The organism is Streptomyces camelliae, from assembly GCF_027625935.1.
Taxonomy (GTDB): domain Bacteria; phylum Actinomycetota; class Actinomycetes; order Streptomycetales; family Streptomycetaceae; genus Streptomyces; species Streptomyces camelliae.
On the sequence record NZ_CP115300.1, the window covers coordinates 5,879,839 to 5,899,533 of the forward strand.

Genomic DNA, 19,695 nt, shown 5'->3' on the forward strand with positions numbered 1-19,695 from the left:
CCCCCGCCGCTTCCGGTCTCCCTTCTCCTTCGTCGGGAGCGGCGGGCCCGCACCACCCCTTTCCCCGGACACTCCTTGGGAGCCGCCCATGTCCACCACCAGGGAAGGCGCCAGACACCGCGCCCTGCCCAGAACCCAGGCGATCACCCTGCTGCTGGCCCTGCTCGCAGCCGCCGTCGCCCTCGTCCTGCCCGCCGCCGGCCCGGCGCACGCCATCTCGCGTGCCTCGCAGACGATGTACACCCCGCCGTCGAACGCCCCGTCCCCCGGCTCGCTCTACCCGCGCGCCCTGCGCCTGCAGTACAGCGGATCGTCCAACGGCACCCTGCTCGCCACGTTCGAGCAGTACAGCTCGGGCACCCCGGTCTTCCCGATCTACCGCAGCACCGACAACGGCAACAGCTGGACGCAGATCTCCAGCATCACCGACACGCACAACGGCTTCGGCATGCGCTACCAGCCGTTCCTGTACGAACTGCCCACGGCCGTCGGCAACTTCCCGGCCGGCACGATCCTCGCCGCCGGCAACTCCATCCCCAGCGACCTGTCCTCGACCGAGCTGGACCTGTACGCCAGCACCGACCACGGCGCCAGCTGGTCCTACGTCAGCACCATCGCCACCGGCGGCAAGGCCGATCCCACCAACGGCCAGACGCCCGTGTGGGAGCCGTTCCTGATGGTCTCCGGCTCCAAGCTGATCGTGTACTACTCCGACCAGCGTGACCCCAACAACGGCCAGAAGATCGTGCACCAGGTCAGCACGGACGGCGTGAACTGGGGCTCTGTGGTGAACGACGTCGCCACGTCGACCTACAGCGACCGCCCGGGCATGCCGACGGTCGCGAAGCTGCCCAACGGCAACTACGTGATGACATACGAGTTCTGGGGCGCTCCCGAGGGCGGCTTCGCCGTCTACTACAAGATCTCCTCCGACCCGGAGGCCTTCGGCTCCGCGACCGGGGTCGCGCTGAAGACGACCGACGGCTACGTGCCCACCAGCTCGCCGTACATCACCTGGCTGCCGACCGGCGGCGCGGGCGGCACCCTGGTGGTCAGCGCCAACAGCAGCGACGACCTGTTCCTGAACACGCAGAACGGCGCGGCGAACCAGTGGACGCGCATCGCCTCCACCGTCCCCGGCGGCTACAGCCGGGGCCTGCTCCCGCTCGCCGACGGCCACAGCCTGATGATCTTCAGCGGCGGCCACCTGACCAGCACCGGCCTGAACCCCGTCACCTACGGCACGATCGACCTGGGCGGCGGCATCTCCGACGGTGCCACCTACACCATGTCCAACGCCAACAGCCATCTGATGCTGGCCATCGCCGGCGGCTCGACCACCGACGGCACCTACGCCACCCAGCAGAACGCCGACAACGCCACCGACCAGCAGTGGAAGTTCGTCCAGCAGACGTCCGGCTACTTCAAGATCTTCAACGTGGCCAGCGGCAAGGTCCTGGGCGTGGAGAACCAGTCCACCGCCAATGGCGCCAAGGTCCTGCAGTGGGACGACAACGGCACCCTCGACCACGAGTGGGCCCTCGCCCCGAACCCGGCCGGCGGCTTCACCGCCACCAACCGGATCAGCGGCAAGTACCTGGAGATCCCCAGCGCCTCCACCACCGTCGGCACCGCCGCCGGGCAGTGGTCCGACACCGGCTGCGCCTGCCAGCGCTGGAACCTCACCCAGACCGCCCTGCCCAGCCTGTCCACCGGCCAGTACCGCCTGATCAACAAGAACAGCGGCAAGTTCCTGGAGATCCCCGGCGCCTCCACCACGGTGGGCAAGCAGGCCGGCCAGTGGGTCAACACCGCCAACAACTGCCAGCTGTGGACGTTCCAGTCGGCCGGCGGCGGGGCGTGGACCGTGAAGAACGTCAACAGCGGTCTGTTCCTCGACAACAACGGTTCTACCTCGTCGGGCGCGGCCGTCGTCCAGAACGCCTCCTCCGGCGCCACCTCCCAGAAGTGGACGCTCACGGACGCCGGCAACGGCTACTTCAAGCTCGTCAACTCCGCCAGCGGCCTGGTGGCGGACGTCGCCTCGGCCTCCACCGCCAACGGCGCGCTGATCGTCCAGTCGGCGGACACCGGCGCCGCCGACGAACTCTGGCAGATCGCCCGGGTCAACTGACCCACCCGGGGGCCCGGTCCCGGCCGGGCCCCCGGCCTCATGTCCAGCATCTCGAACGATGACTGTCATACCGAACAAGAAAGGTGGGGTCGCCGTGTCTGAAGAGCCCTGTGTCGTAGGTGTCGACTTCGGAACCCTGTCCGGCCGCGCGGTCGTCGTCCGCGTCCGCGACGGCGCCGAGCTCGCGTCGGCCGAGCACGTCTACGCCCACGCCGTCCTCGACCGGCAGCTGCCCGACGGCACCCCGCTGCCGCCCGACTGGGCCCTTCAGGTGCCCTCGGACTACCTCGACGTCCTGCGCACCGCCGTACCCGAGGCTCTCGCCCGCGCCGGAGTGGCGCCCGAGCAGGTGATCGGCATCGGCACGGACTTCACCGCCTGCACCGTCCTGCCGGTGCTCGCCGACGGCACACCGCTGTGCGAACTGCCCGGCCTTGAGAACCGCCCGCACGCCTACGTCAAGCTGTGGCGCCACCACGCCGCGCAGGGCCAGGCCGACCGGATCAACGCGCTGGCCGCCGAGCTGGGGGAGCCCTGGCTGGAGCGGTACGGCGGAAAGATCTCCTCGGAGTGGGAGTTCGCCAAGGCGCTCCAGGTCCTGGAGGAGGACCCCGAGATCTACCACCGCACCGAGCGGTGGCTGGAGGCGGCCGACTGGATCGTCTGGCGGCTGTGCGGGACGTACGTGCGCAACGCCTGCACCGCGGGCTACAAGGGCCAGTACCAGGACGGCGCCTATCCCTCGCCCGATTACCTCGCCGCCCTGCACCCGGATTTCGCCGGCTTCGTCACCGACAAGCTGGACCAGCCGATCGCCCAACTCGGTGATGCGGCAGGAGGATTGACCGCCGAGGCGGCCGCCTGGACCGGGCTGCCGGAGGGCATCGCGGTCTGCGTCGGCAATGTCGACGCCCATGTGACGGCGCCGGCGGCGGCGGCCGTCGAGCCCGGCCAGATGGTCGCGATCATGGGCACCTCCACCTGCCATGTGATGAGCTCCGACCAGCAGGCGACCGTGCCGGGGATGTGCGGGGTCGTCGACGGCGGCATCCTGCCGGGCCTGTGGGGTTACGAGGCCGGGCAGAGCGGCGTCGGCGACATCTTCGCCTGGTGGGTGCGCACCGGCTTTCCCGCCGCGTACGCCGAGCGGGCCGCGGCCGCGGGGCAGACCCCGCACGAGTACCTGACCGCCCTCGCCGCCACGCAGAAGGTCGGCGAGCACGGACTGCTGGCGCTGGACTGGCACAGCGGCAACCGCTCGGTGCTGGTCGACCACGACCTCAGCGGCCTGATCGTCGGCCAGACGCTGGCCACCCGCCCGGAGGACGTCTACCGCGCCCTGCTGGAGGCCACCGCCTTCGGTACCCGCACCATCGTCGACGCCTTCGAAACCGCCGGCGTACCCGTGAAGGAGCTGATCATCGCGGGCGGCCTGACGAAGAACGCCCTGCTCATGCAGATCTACGCCGACGTCACCCGCCGCCCGCTGAGCATCATCGGCTCCGCGCAGGGCCCGGCGCTGGGCGCGGCGATGCACGCCGCCGTCGCCGCCGGGGCGTACCCCGACATCCGCGCCGCCGCCCAGGCGATGGGCAAGGTCGAGCGCGGAGTCTACCTGCCCGACCCCGACCGCGCGGCGGCCTACGAGCGCCTGTACGCGGAGTACCGGGTGCTGCACGACTACTTCGGCCGCGGCACCAACGACGTCATGCACCGCCTGCGCCGCCTGCGCGCAGCGGCCTCCGCCTGAACCACCCCCCTGTGAAAGGAACCGCCATGACGACGTCCGAGAGCCCCTTCGCGGGCCAGGAGATCTGGTTTCTCACCGGCAGCCAGAGCCTGTACGGCGACGACACCCTGCGCCAGGTCGCCGAGCAGTCCCAGAAGATCGCCGAACTGCTCGATGACGCGCCGGAGATCCCGTTGCGGATCGTGTGGAAGCCGGTCCTCACCGACGCCGAGTCGATCCGGCGGATGTGCCAGGAGGCCACGGTCTCCGACACCTGCGTCGGAGTGATCGTGTGGATGCACACCTTCTCCCCGGCCAAGATGTGGATCGCCGGACTCAGCGCACTCGACCGGCCCGTGCTCCACCTGCACACCCAGTACAACCTGTCGCTGCCCTGGTCGAGCATCGACATGGACTTCATGAACCTCAACCAGGCCGCCCACGGCGACCGCGAGTTCGGCCACATCGAGGCCCGCCTCGGTGTCAACCGCAAGATCGTCGCCGGGCACGCCACCGACCCCCGGGTGGTCGGCCGCATCGCGGCCTGGTCGCGGGCCGCCGCCGGCCGGCACGCCGCACGCACCCTGCGCCTGGCACGCTTCGGCGACAACATGCGCGAGGTCGCGGTGACCGAGGGCGACAAGGTCGAGGCACAGCTGAGGTTCGGCTTCTCCGTGAACACCTACGGCGTCAACGACCTCGTCGCCGTCGTCGACGCCGTCGAGGACAAGGCCGCGGCCGAACTCGCCGCCGAGTACGTCGAGTCGTACGACGTCGTCCCGGCCCTGCGCCCGGACGGCATCCGCCACGACTCGCTGCTGTACGCGGCCCGCCAGGAACTGGGCCTGCGCCGCTTCCTCACCGAGGGCGGCTTCACCGCCTTCACCACCAACTTCGAGGACCTGGGCGGCCTGCGCCAGCTCCCCGGCCTCGCCGTCCAGCGCCTCATGGCCGACGGCTACGGCTTCGGCGGCGAGGGCGACTGGAAGACCTCGGCGCTGCTGCGCACGATGAAGGTCATGGGCGCCGGACTGCCCGGCGGCACCACCTTCATGGAGGACTACACCTACCACCTCGGCCCCGGCACCCCGCGCATCCTGGGCGCCCACATGCTGGAGGTCTGCCCCTCGGTGGCGGCCGGCCGCCCCAGCTGCCAGATCCACCCCCTGTCCATCGGCGGCCGCGAGGATCCCGTCCGCCTCGTCTTCGACGCCGCCCCCGGCCCCGCCCTCGTCGTCGGCCTCTGCGACCTGGGCGACCGCTTCCGGCTGACCGCCAACGCCGTCGACGTGGTGGCCCCCAGCCAGCCCCTGCCCCAGCTGCCGGTGGCCAGGGCCGTGTGGCAGCCGCGCCCCTCGCTGGCCGAGTCGGCCGAGAGCTGGCTGCTCGCCGGCGCCCCGCACCACACCGTGCTCAGCGCTGCCGTGGACCCGGAGACGCTCGGCGACTTCGCCGCCATGACCGGCATCGAACTGCTCACGATCGACGAGCACACCACCTCCGGGCAGCTGGCCAAGGAGATCCGCTGGAACGCCGCCTACCACCGCCTCGCCCAGGCGCTGTGAGAAAAGGGACGACGATGACCACAGGCATCCGGGAGGGCCTGCACCGCGAGGTCCTGGAAGCGAACCTGGCCATCCCCCAGGTCGGTCTGGCGACCCTGACCTGGGGCAATGTCAGCGGGGTCGACCGTGAGGCGGGGGTGTTCGTCATCAAGCCGTCGGGGGTCGCCTACGAGTCCCTGACCATCGACGACCTGGTGACGGTCCGGCTGGCCGACGGCGCCGTGGTGGCGGGCAATCTGCGCCCGTCCACCGACACCGAGACCCACCGCTGCCTCTACCTCGCTTTCCCCTCCATCGGCGGCGTGACCCACACCCACTCCACCCATGCCGTCGCCTTCGCCCAGGCCCGCCGCGACATCCCGGTCCTCGGCACCACCCACGCCGACACCTTCAACGGCCCCGTGCCCGTCACCCGCGACCTCACCGAGGAGGAGTGCGCGAAGGACTACGAGTACAACACCGGCCAGGTCATCGTGGACCTCCTCGGCGCCGACGACCGGCGGGCCGCCGAGGTCCCCGCCGCCCTCGTCGCCGGCCACGGCCCCTTTACCTGGGGCACCGGCGCCCGCAAGTCCCTGGAGCACGCGATCATCTGCGAGGCCGTCGCCGACATCGCCCTGCACACCATGTCCCTGTCCCCGTCGGCCCCACCGCCCCGCCACCTGCTGGAACGTCACTACACCCGCAAGCACGGCCCCGACGCCTACTACGGCAACCCGGAGCGGCTGACACCGTGACGCCGCCCGCCTTCGGGCGGGCGGACATCCGGGGTTCTTCCTGCGCTGCAGCGCGCCAAGGGAGTCGGATCCCCTGGCGCGCTGTGTGGTTCCCGAAGCGGGTGTCGGCTCAGCTCACGTCCGACGGGTCCAAGCGGTAGACCGTCGAGGTGTTGGTCTGCGACGACGTCTTGCTCGCTGACGTGGAGGAGCTCGTGCTCTTGCTGTACGCGCTCTCCTTCACCAGCGTCCCGTGCTTCTTCACCCAGGCCGTGACCTCGGAGGACACACTGTTGTTGTCGCCGCCGGGGCCGCCGCCCATCATCCCGCCGCCGAGCTGGATGTAGTGCAGCTTGCCCTTCTTGACCAGGTCCTCCAGCTTGGTGACGGTCATGCCCTTGTCGGTGCCGGTGAAGCCCCACATCGAGATGACCGGCACCCGGGCGCTCAGCTCGATCTGGGCCGCGCTCTGCGAGTTGGAGACCGCGAGCAGCCAGGTGGCACCGTCCTGGTGCTTCTTCAGGTAGGCGATGAGCTCGCTGTTCGCGCTGCCCATACCACCGCCCATACCACCGCCCATGCCGCCGCCGCCCATACCGGCTCCCGTACGGCCGCTCACGCGTCCCGACTCGCCGTTCGCGGCACCGGTACCACCCGGCGCCGTACCACCCGACGCGCCCTGGCCGCCGGGGAGTTCACCATTCCCCGTGCCGCCGCCCGGGAAGCCTCCGGCCTGCTGTCCGCTGCCGCCCGGCATCTCCCCACCGGAGGGAGCACCACCGGGGAAGCCGCCCCCCGCCTCGGCGTTCCGGCCGCTGCTGCCGCCCGGCATCTCCCCGCCGCCCGGGAAACCACCCCGGCCCCCGCCTCCGCCGGGCCCGCCGAAGCCGCCGCCGGTCGACGGGCCGGCCGTCGGGTTCACTCCGCTCATGCCGCCACCGGAACCGGACGGCACCGACCAGGCGTACGCCGCCGGACCCGCGAGCGCGGCCACGACCGCCGCAGCCACAGAGGCCGCGAACAGCCGCACACGGCTCCCGGAGCGGAAGACGAACAGGCCGACGATCGCCGCCGCCATCAGCATCCCGACGGTCGGCCACAGCCAGCTGTTCCAGCCGGACGCCCGGCGCAGCAGCACGATCGCCCAGATCGCCGTCACCGCCAGACCGGCCGGCAGGGCCCACATCCACCGCTTGTCGGTGCGGAACGCGCGCAGCAGCAGGACGCCGCCGCCTCCGCACAGCGCCGCGATGCCGGGGGCGAGAGCGGTCGTGTAGTACGGGTGCATCGTCCCCTCGGCGGTCGCGAAGGTGACGTAGTGCAGGACCGTCCAGCCGCCCCAGAGGATGAGCGCGGCCCGGGTGAGGTCGGTGCGCGGGGCGCGGCCGCACAGGATCAGGCCGCAGATCAGGGCGACCACCGCGAAGGGGATCAGCCAGGAGATCTGGCCGCCGAGGATGGTGTTGAACATCCGGCCGAGGCCGGCCGAGCCGGAGAAGCCTCCGCCGCCGCCCCCGCCACCGCCGCCGTTGCCCTCGCCGCCGAAGATCCGGCCGAGGCCGTTGTAGCCCATGATCAGGTTCCAGGCGGTGCCGTCCGTCGAACCGCCGATGTACGGCCGCTCGGAGGCGGGGACCAGGGACACGGCGACCGCCCACCAGAAGCTGGAGACCGCCAGGACCACGCCCGCGATCAGCAGGTTCACGATCCGCTGCACGAGCTTCGGGCGCGCCGCGAGCAGGTAGACCGCGAAGACGGCGGGCAGCGCGATGTAGCCGGCCAGCATCTTCGTGTTGAAGGCGAGGCCGAAGCAGACCGCCGAGCCGAGCAGCGGCAGCAGCGTGCCGGTGCGCGTGGCGCGCAGGGCGAGCGCCGCGCCGCCGACCATCAGCAGGACGAGGATCGTGTCCGGGTTGTTGTCCCGGTTGATCGCGACCGTGATCGGGGTCAGGGCCAGGACCAGTGCGGCCACGGCCGCCGCCACGTGCCCGAACGTCCGCTTCACGGAGGAGTGCAGGATCCAGATCGCGCCGAGCCCGGCCGCGACCTCCGGCAGCATCATCTGCCAGGTGCCGAAGCCGAAGATCCGGCACGACAGGCTCATGACCATGTTCGCGAACGGCGGTTTGTCGACGGTGAGGAAGTTCCCGGCGTCCAGCGAGCCGAAGAACCAGGCCTTCCAGTTCTGTGTGCCGCTGTAGATGGCCGCGCTGTAGAAGCTGTTGAGGCTGGAGCCGGACAGGTTCCACGTGTACAGCACGGCGGCCAGTAGCAGGATCGCGAGCAGCACGGGCAGCGACCAGCGCGGCGCGGGCTCCGGGGGTACGGCGTTCGGCGACGGTGTCGGGGACGGCGGACCCGGGGTCGCCGTCGCGGCGTGGGGGAGGGGATCGGTGGCAGATGTCACGAGAGCAGCGTGCAGAGACGGTTTGAGCGCGTGCTGTGGCGTACCTTGCAGCTGCCTGTGAATGGGTAACGGGGCTCAGGCCCTGAGCTCGCCGTCCTTGACGGCTGTGACGAAGGACGACCAGTCGACTGCGCGGAAGATCAGCGCGGGGCCGTTCGGGACCTTGGAGTCTCGGACGGGGATGCCGGCGGGGTGGTTGTCGAGGACTTCGAGGCAGCTGCCGCCCTGGTCGTTGCTGTGGGAGGACTTCCGCCAACCCGTCAGCACGGCTGCATTCGGGATGGTTCGGTCAGCCATGGCGTTCGTAGTCCCTTGCTGTCGTCTTGAGCAGAGCCAGTGATTCCTTCAACGGCAGTGCGTTGCCCAGTGCGAAATCGTAGCGATGCTGAAGTTCCTGAACCACGGATGGGGAGTCGTGGATCTTGCCCATGTGTAGGCCCTCGCCGTATGCCATGGGCGGCTGGTCCTCGAACCACATCAGGCTGAGCGTGTTGCTCAATAGTGGGTGGAGGCCCAGGGAGAACGGCAGCACGTGCACCTGGATCCGGCCGCTCTCGGCTAGGCGTACGACATGGTCGATCTGGTCCGCCATGACATCCGGCCCGCCGATCTGGCGCCTGAGCACTGCCTCGTCCAGCAGCACCCATACCACGGGTGTCACGGGATCGTCGAGGATCTTCGCCCGCTCAAGACGTGTGACAAGGCGCCTGTCACATTCCTCTTCACTCACGGGAGGGAACGACGTGCCCAGAACCGCACGTGCGTACCTTTTCGTCTGGAGGATGCCAGGGACGAACGACAGGGCGAACTCACGGATCATCACCGCCTGTTGTTCGAGTTGTCGTGCCACCTCGAAGTAGTCGGGAACCTTTGCGTCCTCCGCCGGCAGGAAGCTACTGAGCACGTTTCCCGTGTTCAGGGCCTTGTCCAGCCGTCGCGCGTCCTCTTTCGACGGCATTCGGCGTCCCGCCTCGATGTGTGCGATGTGCGAACGCGTCATCACCACCATGTCGGCCAGCTGCTGCTGCGTCAGCCCCGCCGCTTCCCGCTGTTGCCTGAGCCAGTCACCGTACGTGTTGGTCATGGCCACCTCTTTGTGACAAATGCCTGGTCACACCCCAACCCTCTGGCGAGCCTAGCTCCGGCCGTCTCACTCTGTATGCGGATCGCTACACAAAGCGAGACCCCCGCAACCGACGCGACCGGTCCGGGGGCATGGCCATCAACCAACCTATGGAAGTGACGACATGAGTCACCGTATCGCCCGTCTCCTCCAGCCGCTGCTCCGTTTCCTGCACCGGCCCCACGGGCCGACCGTTCATCACACCGGGCACCAGCCCCCGAGGGTCGCGGGTCCGCCCGCCCTGCCCGGGATCGGCCTCGGCTCGCTCGGCATGCCGGCTGTCGGTGCGGAGGCCACCAAGTGAAGAGCGCACGCCTCTTGCCCTGGGCGGGCTCGGAGGGCAAGCCCTGTTACCTGCTCACCGACGGAACCGGCTACCTCTCCCGGGTGGCTGACGGCATCGAGTCCGTGCAACTCGGCATGGCCGCCGGCCTCCTCGATCATGTCGCCGACCTGCTCGCCGACGACCAGGCGACGTCTGCCCAGCTCCGGTTCCTGCTCGCTCGGATGCGCGAGGCGTTGACCGACGTACACAGGATTGCCGTGAGCCGGGGTGTCCGCCTCAGTTCAGGAGAGTGGGAAAGTCCTCTTTGAGCTGGGCCAGTTGGGCGTCGTAGCCGGCGATGAAGTCCGGGAGGCGGTCCTGGCCGATGGTGTCCGTGTGCGGGAGTGGCCCCTGTTCCAGGAGGCCGGGTATCGAGCGGAACACCGTCACTGCCGCCTCCCAGCGCGCGCCACCCTGTTTGCGTGCCTCCAGCAGAGCCTCGTACGGGTTCGACTTCAGGGCGTTGATCCGTTGCTCAGGGCTGTCCTTCCCTGTGAAGGCGTCCGCACCGGGCAGGCGCTTGCCCGGATCGGCGAGGAAGCGCAGTACCGCCACCGCCGCGAACAACCGCCCCGACCGCCTGACTTGACTCTCACTCTCCCCTGGCATGAGCGAATCATTGCCCCCTGTCCACCCTGGCGAACCTTCGAACTGCCCTGGCGGGAACGGGTGTGCAACCATTCCGCTACCCCGGCGAGTCAACTTGGGTATGAATTCCCGGACATCGAGACGTACCGCCGCCCTCGCCGCCGCCCTGCTCATACCGGCGGTCACCGCCGTGGCCGCCGCCGGTCCGGCCGCCGCGGCCACGCCCGCCGTCAGCTGTACGTCCGCCAAGGCGGGCCTCGCCGCCAAGCTGCAGAAGGACATCACCGGCGCCCTGGCGGGCCGCAGGAGCACGGTCGCCCTCGGCCTGTACGACCGCAGCACCAACACCACCTGCACCCTGCGCGCGACCAGCGCCTACGACTCGGCCAGCACCGTCAAGGTCACCGTGCTCGCCACGCTGCTGTGGGACGCCAAGAAGCACAACCGGTACCTGACGAGCACCGAGCAGTCGCTCACCAAGGCCATGATCACCAGGTCGGACAACAACGCGACCAGCACGCTGTGGAAGCAGCTGGGCCTGACGAAGATCAAGGGGTTCCTGTCCGCCGCCGGGATGACGAAGACCGTGCCGGGCGCGGGCGGTTACTGGGGCCTGACCCAGGAGAACGTCACCGACGAGCAGAAGCTGCTCAAGCTCATCACTGCCAAGAACAGCGTGCTGAGCGACAACTCCCGCGCCTACATCCTGAAGCTGATGGGCCAGGTCGTCTCCGACCAGCGCTGGGGCACGCCCGCCGGTGCCCCGTCCACCGTCTCCGTGCACGTCAAGAACGGCTGGCTGCAACGCTCGACGCACGGCTGGCGGGTGCACAGCCTCGGCACCTTCAACGGCGCCGGCCACGACTACATGATGTCGGTGCTCACCCAGGACAACAGCACCATGGGCTACGGCGTGACCACCATCCAGAACGTCGCCAAGGTCATCCACAAGGATCTCGTACCGACCACCTCCGCCACCGCCGTCTACACCCCGACGAGCAAGCCCAGCGAGGCGTTCGTCGCGGTGCCGCCGCAGGGCTGACGCTTCGACACGGCGTTTCACGGTGCGGTCTCCCGCGGGACACCCGGCCGCCCTACGGTGACGGGCATGCGTCTGAGAACCGTACTCGCCACCCTCACCGCCGGCCTGGCGGCGGTCACCTCCCTGACCGCCGCCGGGCCCGCCGGTGCCAACTCATCGATCAGCAAAGCCTGTTCGCCATCCGTCTCCCTCGACCGCTTCTCCGACGCGCTCGACAAGACGACGTACGACGGCACCTTCGTCGGCAACTTCTCCGCGCTCGCCGTCGACCGGGACGGCTCCCTCGCCGCGCTGGAGGACCGCTCCTCCCTCTTCGACCTGGACCCGACGACCCTCCAGCCGAAGCGGGCCGTCCGCCTCGCCGACGAGAAGGGCGCCGATCTCGACTCCGAGGGCCTCGTCATCGACCGGGACGGCACCCGGCTCATCACCTCCGAGACCGAGCCGTCGGTCCGCCGCTACTCCGTCGACGGCAGGATCCTCGACCGCCTCCCGGTCCCGCCCTCCCTCCTGGTCGCCCCTGCCGGCCGCGCCACCGCCAACCAGACCTTCGAGGGCCTGACCCTGCTGCCCGGCGGACACACCCTGCTGGCCTCCATGGAGGACGCGATCTCGGGCGACTCGACCGGGATCGTGCGCTTCCAGACCTGGACACGTCACCAAGGCAGATTCGACCTGTCCGCCCAGTACGGCTACCGCACCGACCCCGGCCTCGGCGTCCCCGAGGTCCAGGCCACCCCCGACGGCCGCCTCCTGGTCCTGGAACGCGGCTTCACCGCCGGCGTCGGCAACACCGTCCGCCTCTACCTGGCCGACCCCCGCCACGCCACCGACACCAGTGCCATCCAGAACCTCACCGGTCAGCCGAGTGTCCGTCTGATCACGAAGACCCTGCTCGCTGACATCGCCGCCTGCCCCTCCCTCGGCGCCACCGCGAAGCAGCCCCAGCCCAACCCCCTGCTGGACAACATCGAAGGCATGACGATCACAGGGCGTGACCACACCGGCCGCCTGAAAGTGGTCCTGGTGAGCGACGACAACCAGAACCCGGCCCAGACGACCCGGTTCTATTACCTGCGGGTACGAGTCTGATACCTGCGGGTGCGGGTCTGACCCTTCCCCGAACCCTCCCCCTCGTTTGTTGCAGAGGGATGAAATCCGCTCCCGCGCGCGTTGGTGCCTTCCGGTAGACCAGGTCAACAGGGAGGCACCGGCGTGGCAGCGCAACGGGGATGGGCAAAGCGCCTGGCGGGCTACGCCTGGCGGTATCCGAAGGACGTGATCCTCGCCCTCGGCTCCTCGCTCGCCGGCATGGCCGTCATGGCCGTCGTCCCCTTGATCACGAAGGTGATCATCGACGACGTGATCGGGAACCACACCCGCTCCATGGCCCCCTGGGCCGGCGCCCTCATAGCCGCCGCCCTCCTCGTCTACGCCCTCACCTATATCCGCCGCTACTACGGCGGACGCCTCGCCCTCGACGTCCAGCACGACCTGCGGACGGAGATGTACGGCACGATCACCCGGCTCGACGGGCGCCGTCAGGACGAGCTCAGCACGGGACAGGTCGTCGGCCGGGCGACCAGCGACCTCCAGCTGATCCAGGGGCTCCTCTTCATGCTCCCGATGACCATCGGGAACGTCGTGCTCTTCGTGATCTCCCTGATCATCATGGCGTGGCTGTCGCTGCCGCTGACCCTGGTCGCGCTCGCCGTCGCGCCCGCGCTCGGCTGGATAGCCAAGCGCAGCCGCAGCAAGCTGCACCCCGCCACCTGGTACGCGCAGGCCCAGGCCGCCGCCGTCGCGGGTGTGGTCGATGGTGCCGTCAGCGGCGTCCGCGTGGTGAAGGGCTTCGGGCAGGAGGATCAGGAGACCGGGAAGCTGCGCGAAGTAGGCCGGCGGCTCTTCGCCGGGCGCCTGCGCACCATCCGGCTGAACAGCAAGTTCACCCCCGCCCTGCAGGCCGTCCCCGCCCTCGGCCAGGTCGCCATGCTGGCCCTCGGCGGCTGGCTGGCCGTACGCGGTCACATCACGCTCGGCACCTTCGTCGCCTTCTCCTCCTACCTCGCCCAGCTGGTCGGCCCGGTCCGCATGCTCGCCATGGTCCTCACCGTCGGCCAGCAGGCGCGCGCCGGCACCGAGCGCGTCCTGGAGCTGATCGACACCGAGCCGACCATGCAGGACGGCACGAAGACCCTGCCCGCCGACGCGCCCGCGACCGTCGAGTTCGACGACGTGTCCTTCGGATACGACCATGAACGCCCGGTCCTCGAAGGGCTCACCTTCGAGATCCGGCCCGGTGAGACCCTCGCCGTCGTCGGCTCCTCCGGCTCCGGCAAGTCCACCCTCTCTCTGCTCCTGCCGCGCTTCTACGACGTGACCCACGGCGCCGTGCTCATCGGCGGCCACGACGTCCGCGAGCTGACCTTCGACAGCCTGCGCTCCGCCATCGGGCTCGTCCCCGAGGACTCCTTCCTCTTCTCCGACACCGTCCGCAACAACATCGCGTACGGCCGTCCGGACGCCACCCAGGAGGAGATCGAACAGGCCGCCCGCGCCGCCCAGGCGGACCGTTTCATCCATGACCTCCCCGCGGGCTACGACACCAAGGTCGGCGAGCAGGGCCTGACCCTCTCCGGCGGCCAGCGCCAGCGTGTCGCGCTCGCCCGCGCCCTGCTCACCGACCCTCGCCTGCTGGTCCTGGACGACGCCACCTCGGCCGTGGACGCCCGGGTCGAGCACGAGATCCACGAGGCGCTGAAGCACGTCATGGAGGGCAGGACCACCCTCCTCATCGCGCACCGCCGCTCCACCCTCAACCTCGCCGACCGCATCGCCGTCCTCGACGGCGGCCGGCTCGCCGACCTCGGCACCCACGACGAGCTGCAGGAGCGGTCCGCCCTCTACCGCCGGCTGCTGACCGACCCCGACGAGCTGGGCGGGGTCTCCCCGGGCCATGCGCTGCCGGTCCCGCCCGCCGAGGACACGACCGTCCGTGAGGAGCTGGACGCCGAGTTCGACGCCGAGCGGGGCGTGACCCCCCGGCTGTGGAGCGGCGACCGGGAGCCCAGGGACCTGGCGCTGTCCGGCACCCCCGCCACCCCCGAACTGCTCGCCCAGGTCGACGCGCTGCCCCCGGCCACCGACACTCCGGACATCGACGAGGCACGGGCGGTCCGGCGCGAGGACTCCTACGGGCTGCGACGGCTGCTGCGCGGCTTCGGCGTGCCCCTGCTGATCAGCCTCGGGCTGGTCGCCGTGGACGCGGGCGCCGGTCTGCTGCTGCCGGTGCTGATCCGGCACGGCATCGACGCGGGCGTGACGAAGATGACCCTCGGCGCGGTCTGGGCGGCGTCCCTGCTCGGCCTCGCGACCGTCCTCGTCCAGTGGGCCGCGCAGATCGGCGAGACCCGGATGACCGGCCGTACCGGCGAACGCGTGCTGTACACGCTGCGGTTGAAGATCTTCGCCCAGCTCCAGCGGCTCGGCCTCGACTACTACGAGCGCGAGCTGACCGGCCGGATCATGACGCGGATGACGACCGACGTCGACGCCCTGTCGACGTTCCTGCAGACCGGCCTGGTCACGGCGTTCGTCTCGGTCGTCACCTTCTTCGGCATCATGGTCGTCCTGCTCGTGATCGACGTCCAGCTCGCGCTCGTCGTCTTCGCGACCCTGCCCCCGCTGATCGTCGCGACCGTCTTCTTCCGCCGAGCGAGCGTGAAGGCGTACGAACTCGCCCGCGAGCGCGTGTCGGTGGTCAACGCCGATCTGCAGGAGTCGGTCGCCGGGCTGCGGATCGTGCAGGCCTTCCGGCGCGAGCGGGACGGCGGTGCGCGGTTCGCCGGGCGCAGCGAGGACTACCGGCGCGCCCGGATCCGCGGCCAGTGGCTGATATCGGTCTACTTCCCCTTCGTCCAGCTGCTGTCCTCGGTCGCGTCGGCGTCCGTGCTGATCGTGGGCGCGCACCGGGTGGAAGCGGCCACGCTGACGACCGGTGCCCTGGTCGCCTACCTCCTCTACATCGACCTGTTCTTCGCGCCCGTCCAGCAGCTGTCCCAGGTCTTCGACGGCTACCAGCAGGCCACGGTCTCCCTGGGCCGCATCCAGGAACTGCTGCGCGAGCCGACGTCCACGAAGTCGGCCGACGAGCCCCTCGAAGTCCTGTCCCTGCGCGGGGACATCGCCTTCGAGGACGTGCACTTCGCGTACGGCGCCGAGGAGGAGGCGCTGACCGGCATCGACCTGACGATCCCCGCGGGGCAGACGGTGGCGTTCGTCGGCGAGACGGGCGCGGGCAAGTCCACCCTGGTCAAGCTGGTCGCGCGCTTCTACGACCCCACCAGCGGCCGGGTCACCGCCGACGGCACGGATCTGCGCGCCCTCGACATGACCTCGTACCGGCACCGCCTCGGGGTCGTCCCGCAGGAGGCGTACCTGTTCCCCGGCACCATCCGTGACGCCATCGCCTACGGCCGCCCCGACGCGAGCGACGCCGCGGTGGAGGCGGCGGCGCGGGCGGTCGGCGCGCACGAGATGATCGCCGGGCTGGAGGGCGGCTATCTGCACGAGGTCGCCGAGCGCGGCCGCAACCTCTCGGCCGGCCAGCGCCAGCTGATCGCGCTCGCCCGCGCCGAACTGGTCGACCCCGACATCCTGCTCCTGGACGAGGCCACGGCCGCCCTGGACCTGGCCACCGAGGCCCAGGTCAACCAGGCCACCGACCGCTTGGCCGGCCGCCGTACGACCCTGGTCGTCGCCCACCGCCTGACCACGGCGGCCCGCGCCGACCGGGTCGTGGTGATGGCCCACGGCCGGGTCGCGGAGGACGGTACCCACGACGAACTCCTCGCCCGCGGGGGCCGGTACGCCGAGCTGTGGCGGACCTTCGTAGGCGGGGCCGAGCCGGAGGAGCCGGTTCCCGCCACCCGCTGAGGCGTTCCGCTGACGGTCGTGCAACCTTCCGACACACTGACGCGTCCGTACATCAGTACGGGCCATCGGGGGAGGGCGACCGTCATACGGGGCAATACGGGGAGGACAACTGTGGACCGTGGTGGGATACGCCGGCGGCTGGCGCTCGGCGCGGCCGTGCTGGCCGCGTCCGGGGGGCTCGCACTGCTGGCGTCGGGCACCGCTCAGGCCGACGCCAACTCCTGTGCCGGGCGCGAGGTGCGCACGCTGTCGTTCGACACAGGTGTGACGCACGTGTACAGGGACAACGGATACGTTTGCGCCATCACCGTCGCCAGACGCGCCGGCACCACCCAGACCATGTCCGTCAGCGTCCAGGCCCGCGGCAACCGCCCGGTCGCCGACACGGGCAGCTACCGCTACCAAGCGGGCCCGGTCACCGTCCACGCCGGCCACCGGTGCGTGTGGATCAAGGGCTCGGTGGGCCGGAGCTCGGTGAGTTCCGGGTGGATCCTGTGCTGACCGCGCGCTGAGGCCTCACACCCGCGACCTCACACCCGCCGGGCGCAGCCCACCGGCTTGCTCCCGCCCAGCTGGACGTACAGGGCCGTCGACGCCGGACACTCCGCCCGCGTCGCCGCCGCCCCGGTGATCCGGTACTGCGGCCGGTGGGTGCCCGAGCCGTCGCACGGGGTCTCGCGGACCTGGCCGGCGCCGGAGGCGTACACGCAGTCGCCCGGGATCGTGCGCGGGCCGCCTCCGCCGCCGGGGTCGCCGGGGTGCGGGGGCTCCAGGTTGCGCATGCACGCGTAGCCCTGGGCGCCGATGTGCAGCACGAAGTCGGTGGTCGCCGGGCACAGGGGGCCGTCGGCCGTCGCGCCGTCGTAGCGGGCGACGACCCGGGCCGCCGCCCGCTCGCTCGTGCACGGCACCTCGGTGAACCTGGTCGTGCCGAAGGAGCTGCACGTGCCGACGGCGAGGAACTCGGCGCCGTAACCGCCGACGGCCGTGGGGCGGGCGTCGCCCACCGGGGTGTCCGTCGTGCCCCGGCAGCCGGTCAGCGAGGCGGCCAGCAGCAGGCACGCCAGTACGGAGACACCTTTCCCGCGCATCGCCACCCCCCGGACACACACCCCCGCCCAGCGTGACCCGGGGCCCCGGTGACACGCCAGACGATGAGGGAGGGTTTCCGGTGTTCGATGGTGGTACGCCCGGTGTGTGACGTACGCCTAGTACGTCAGCCCGTGCCCGATCGGGTACAGCACCTGCGCCGGATCGTCCGCCCGCTGCACCGGCACCGGCAGCTTCCCGCGCGGCGACACGCGCCCGGCGATCACCCGGGCCGCCGCCCGCACTTCTACGTCGGTCCAGCCGTACGACGCCAAGCAGGCTTTCACGGAGCCGAGTTGGGCCACGTCGTAGGGGTTGCGGACGGCGAGGGCCGCCAACGGCTTGCCCGTGGCGAGCAGTTGTTCCACCAGGGTGCGCTGCGCGCTGTCCGCGGTGACGTTGTACGTCGCCACGACCACCGCGTCCGCGTCCTTCGCCGCCGTGACCGCCTCGGCGACGGTCGCGGCGGAGGGGGCGGTGCCGGTGGACAACGCCGTTGCGGTGAAGCCGAGTTCGGTGAGGGCGGCGGCCAGGACGCCGGTGGGCGGGCCGGTGGTGCCGGAGGGGGAGGCCGGGTCGGCGCCGACGACCAGGATCCGGCGTGCGGCGCGGGGCGTGAAGGGGAGGGTGCGGTCCTCGTTGACCAGCAGGGTCGTGGTGCGCTCGGCGATCCGGTCGGCGGCGGCCAGGTGCGCCTTGGTGCCCACCGTGCGCTCGACGGCCGCCCGGCTGGTGTACGGCGCGTCGAAGAGGCCGAGCCGGGACTTCAGCCGCAGGATGCGCAGGATCGATTCGTCCAGGCGGGACTCGGTCAGCTCGCCGTCCTGTACGGCCTTCAGCACGGCGTGCCAGGCCACGTCGATCGACGGCGGGTTGAGCAGCTGGTCCACCCCGGCCTTCAGCGCGAGCACCGGCACCCGGTCGTCGCCGTACTTGGTGCGGACGCCCTCCATGCCCAGGGAGTCGGTGATGACGACGCCGTCGTAGCCGAGCTCGCCGCGCAGGATGCCGGTCAGGATCGGGTGGGAGAGGGTGGCCGGGTCGCCGGAGTCGTCCAGGGCCGGGAACTGGATGTGCGCGGTCATGACCGAGTCGATGCCGGCGGCGATCGCGGCCCGGAACGGCACCGCGTCCAGCTTCTCCCACAGGTCCCGGCTGTGCGTGATGACCGGGAAGCCGGTGTGGCTGTCGACGGCCGTGTCACCGTGCCCCGGGAAGTGCTTGGCGGTCGCCGCGACCCGGGACTGCTGATAGCCCCTCACCTCGGCGGCCACCAGCCCCGCCACCGCCTCCGGGTCGGCCCCGAACGACCGTACGCCGATGATCGGGTTCGCCGGGTTGACGTTGACGTCGGCGTCCGGGGAGTAGTCCTGGTTGATGCCCATCGCGCGCAGCTCGGCGCCGGAGATCCGGCCGAGGGTCTGCGCGTCGGACCGGGAGCCGGCCGCGCCGAGGGCCATGGCACCCGGGAAGAGGGTGGCGGGCTTGCCGACCCGGCAGACCGCGCCGTGCTCCTGGTCGGTGGCGATGAGCACCGGCAGACCGCGCGCCTGGCCCAGCGAGGCCCGCTGGATGCCGTCGGAGAGGTCCGCGATCTGCCGCGGGTCACGGGTGTTGTGGGCCCAGGTGAAGTAGATGATCCCGCCGACCCGGTACGTCGCGATCAGCTCGGCGGCCGTGCGGACCCCGAGCTCTTTGCGGTTGGCGTCGATGTCGGCCTGGTCGGGGGCGGTGGCGGAGTCGCCGTAGACCCGCATCACGAACAGCTGGCCGACCTTCTCCTGAAGGGTCATGCGGGAGATCAGGGCGCGCAGCCGGCGGTCGTCGAGGGGAGTGGCGGGAGCGGCGGGGGTGATGGCGTGGGCGGCGGCGGCCGGTACGGTCAGCGCGGCGGTGAGGCCCGCGCCGGCGGTGAGGACGGCGCGTCTGGACGGTCTGCCGGTGTCGGACACATGCGCTCCTTCCAGAGGAGAACCGCTGAAGGAAACTTCCGAGAGGCCACCAATATCCGGGAAGTTTCTTTCCGTCAAGGACATGCGCAG

General features: G+C 70.7%; 16 protein-coding genes. 10 read left to right on the forward strand and 6 right to left on the reverse strand.

The features are described from left to right. Positions 1-88 precede the first annotated feature (88 nt). From O1G22_RS26925 to araD, 4 genes are read left to right on the forward strand one after another with little or no spacing between them, the layout of a single operon-like run. On the forward strand, positions 89-2,134 hold the full coding sequence (locus O1G22_RS26925) for an RICIN domain-containing protein (RefSeq protein ID WP_270083667.1): 2,046 nt from the start codon (positions 89-91) through the stop codon (positions 2,132-2,134). Between the two features lie 58 nt (positions 2,135-2,192). After that, on the forward strand, positions 2,193-3,884 hold the full coding sequence (gene araB / locus O1G22_RS26930) for a ribulokinase (RefSeq protein WP_270083668.1): 1,692 nt from the start codon (positions 2,193-2,195) through the stop codon (positions 3,882-3,884). A gap of 26 nt (positions 3,885-3,910) precedes the next feature. Then, positions 3,911-5,428 carry an L-arabinose isomerase gene (gene araA, locus O1G22_RS26935; RefSeq protein WP_270083669.1) on the forward strand — a complete coding sequence of 506 codons (1,518 nt, stop codon included), beginning with the start codon at positions 3,911-3,913 and terminating at the stop codon, positions 5,426-5,428. Between the two features lie 14 nt (positions 5,429-5,442). Continuing rightward, positions 5,443-6,165 carry an L-ribulose-5-phosphate 4-epimerase AraD gene (gene araD, locus O1G22_RS26940; protein WP_270083670.1) on the forward strand — a complete coding sequence of 241 codons (723 nt, stop codon included), beginning with the start codon at positions 5,443-5,445 and terminating at the stop codon, positions 6,163-6,165. Positions 6,166-6,274: 109 nt separating this feature from the next. On the opposite strand, the gene O1G22_RS26945 is transcribed toward araD, so the two are convergent. From O1G22_RS26945 to O1G22_RS26955, 3 genes are all read right to left on the reverse strand, one after another. Further along, complete coding sequence (locus O1G22_RS26945) at positions 6,275-8,551, reverse strand: glycosyltransferase family 39 protein (RefSeq protein ID WP_270083671.1); 2,277 nt, start codon at positions 8,549-8,551, stop codon at positions 6,275-6,277. 75 nt (positions 8,552-8,626) lie between these two features. Continuing rightward, a complete protein-coding gene (locus tag O1G22_RS26950) occupies positions 8,627-8,848 on the reverse strand; it encodes a DUF397 domain-containing protein (RefSeq protein ID WP_270083672.1) in 222 nt (73 codons plus the stop codon). Continuing rightward, positions 8,841-9,635, reverse strand: coding sequence for a helix-turn-helix domain-containing protein (locus O1G22_RS26955; RefSeq protein ID WP_270083673.1), 795 nt, complete (start codon positions 9,633-9,635; stop codon positions 8,841-8,843). Before O1G22_RS26955 ends, O1G22_RS26950 begins: the two co-directional genes overlap by 8 nt. 163 nt (positions 9,636-9,798) lie before the next feature. On the opposite strand from O1G22_RS26955, the gene O1G22_RS26960 reads away from it, so the two are divergent. Next, a complete protein-coding gene (locus tag O1G22_RS26960) occupies positions 9,799-9,978 on the forward strand; it encodes a hypothetical protein (protein ID WP_270083674.1) in 180 nt (59 codons plus the stop codon). Continuing rightward, positions 9,975-10,268, forward strand: a complete 294-nt coding sequence (locus O1G22_RS26965) for a hypothetical protein (protein ID WP_270083675.1) — start codon at positions 9,975-9,977, stop codon at positions 10,266-10,268. The genes O1G22_RS26960 and O1G22_RS26965 overlap by 4 nt, the downstream gene beginning before the upstream one ends. Here O1G22_RS26965 and O1G22_RS26970 read toward each other — a convergent pair. Then, the gene (locus O1G22_RS26970) at positions 10,237-10,608 is read right to left on the reverse strand and encodes a hypothetical protein (RefSeq protein ID WP_270083676.1); all 372 of its coding nucleotides are present in this window, start codon (positions 10,606-10,608) and stop codon (positions 10,237-10,239) included. The two genes, O1G22_RS26965 and O1G22_RS26970, sit on opposite strands and share 32 nt — an antisense overlap. 100 nt (positions 10,609-10,708) lie before the next feature. Here O1G22_RS26970 and O1G22_RS26975 point away from each other — a divergent pair, with 100 nt between their 5' ends. From O1G22_RS26975 to O1G22_RS26990, 4 genes are all read left to right on the forward strand, one after another. Then, complete coding sequence (locus tag O1G22_RS26975) at positions 10,709-11,629, forward strand: serine hydrolase (RefSeq protein WP_270083677.1); 921 nt, start codon at positions 10,709-10,711, stop codon at positions 11,627-11,629. Positions 11,630-11,695: 66 nt separating this feature from the next. Further along, positions 11,696-12,721 carry an esterase-like activity of phytase family protein gene (locus O1G22_RS26980; protein WP_270083678.1) on the forward strand — a complete coding sequence of 342 codons (1,026 nt, stop codon included), beginning with the start codon at positions 11,696-11,698 and terminating at the stop codon, positions 12,719-12,721. A gap of 123 nt (positions 12,722-12,844) precedes the next feature. Next, positions 12,845-16,564 (forward strand): ABC transporter ATP-binding protein, encoded by a 3,720-nt coding sequence (locus O1G22_RS26985; RefSeq protein ID WP_270083679.1) that lies wholly within the window; start codon positions 12,845-12,847, stop codon positions 16,562-16,564. A 111-nt stretch (positions 16,565-16,675) separates the two neighbouring features. Next, positions 16,676-17,065 (forward strand): hypothetical protein, encoded by a 390-nt coding sequence (locus O1G22_RS26990; protein WP_270083680.1) that lies wholly within the window; start codon positions 16,676-16,678, stop codon positions 17,063-17,065. A gap of 29 nt (positions 17,066-17,094) precedes the next feature. Here the strand turns inward: O1G22_RS26990 and O1G22_RS26995 are convergent, their stop codons facing one another. Together O1G22_RS26995 and O1G22_RS27000 are read right to left on the reverse strand one after the other, a co-directional pair. Then, a complete protein-coding gene (locus O1G22_RS26995; protein ID WP_270083681.1) occupies positions 17,095-17,655 on the reverse strand; it encodes a hypothetical protein in 561 nt (186 codons plus the stop codon). Between the two features lie 117 nt (positions 17,656-17,772). Further along, on the reverse strand, positions 17,773-19,689 hold the full coding sequence (locus O1G22_RS27000; protein ID WP_270083682.1) for a glycoside hydrolase family 3 protein: 1,917 nt from the start codon (positions 19,687-19,689) through the stop codon (positions 17,773-17,775). Positions 19,690-19,695 lie beyond the last annotated feature (6 nt).

Coding starts and splice junctions, on each gene's coding strand:
- O1G22_RS26960 (WP_270083674.1), top strand. CDS start 9,799: ATGAGTCACCGTATCGCCCGTCTCCTCCAGCCGCTGCTCCGTTTCCTG.
- O1G22_RS26970 (WP_270083676.1), bottom strand. CDS start 10,608: ATGCCAGGGGAGAGTGAGAGTCAAGTCAGGCGGTCGGGGCGGTTGTTC.
- O1G22_RS26980 (WP_270083678.1), top strand. CDS start 11,696: ATGCGTCTGAGAACCGTACTCGCCACCCTCACCGCCGGCCTGGCGGCG.
- O1G22_RS27000 (WP_270083682.1), bottom strand. CDS start 19,689: ATGTCCTTGACGGAAAGAAACTTCCCGGATATTGGTGGCCTCTCGGAA.
- O1G22_RS26995 (WP_270083681.1), bottom strand. CDS start 17,655: ATGCGCGGGAAAGGTGTCTCCGTACTGGCGTGCCTGCTGCTGGCCGCC.
- O1G22_RS26925 (WP_270083667.1), top strand. CDS start 89: ATGTCCACCACCAGGGAAGGCGCCAGACACCGCGCCCTGCCCAGAACC.
- O1G22_RS26950 (WP_270083672.1), bottom strand. CDS start 8,848: ATGGCTGACCGAACCATCCCGAATGCAGCCGTGCTGACGGGTTGGCGG.
- araD (WP_270083670.1), top strand. CDS start 5,443: ATGACCACAGGCATCCGGGAGGGCCTGCACCGCGAGGTCCTGGAAGCG.
- O1G22_RS26955 (WP_270083673.1), bottom strand. CDS start 9,635: ATGACCAACACGTACGGTGACTGGCTCAGGCAACAGCGGGAAGCGGCG.
- O1G22_RS26975 (WP_270083677.1), top strand. CDS start 10,709: ATGAATTCCCGGACATCGAGACGTACCGCCGCCCTCGCCGCCGCCCTG.
- araA (WP_270083669.1), top strand. CDS start 3,911: ATGACGACGTCCGAGAGCCCCTTCGCGGGCCAGGAGATCTGGTTTCTC.
- araB (WP_270083668.1), top strand. CDS start 2,193: ATGACTGTCATACCGAACAAGAAAGGTGGGGTCGCCGTGTCTGAAGAG.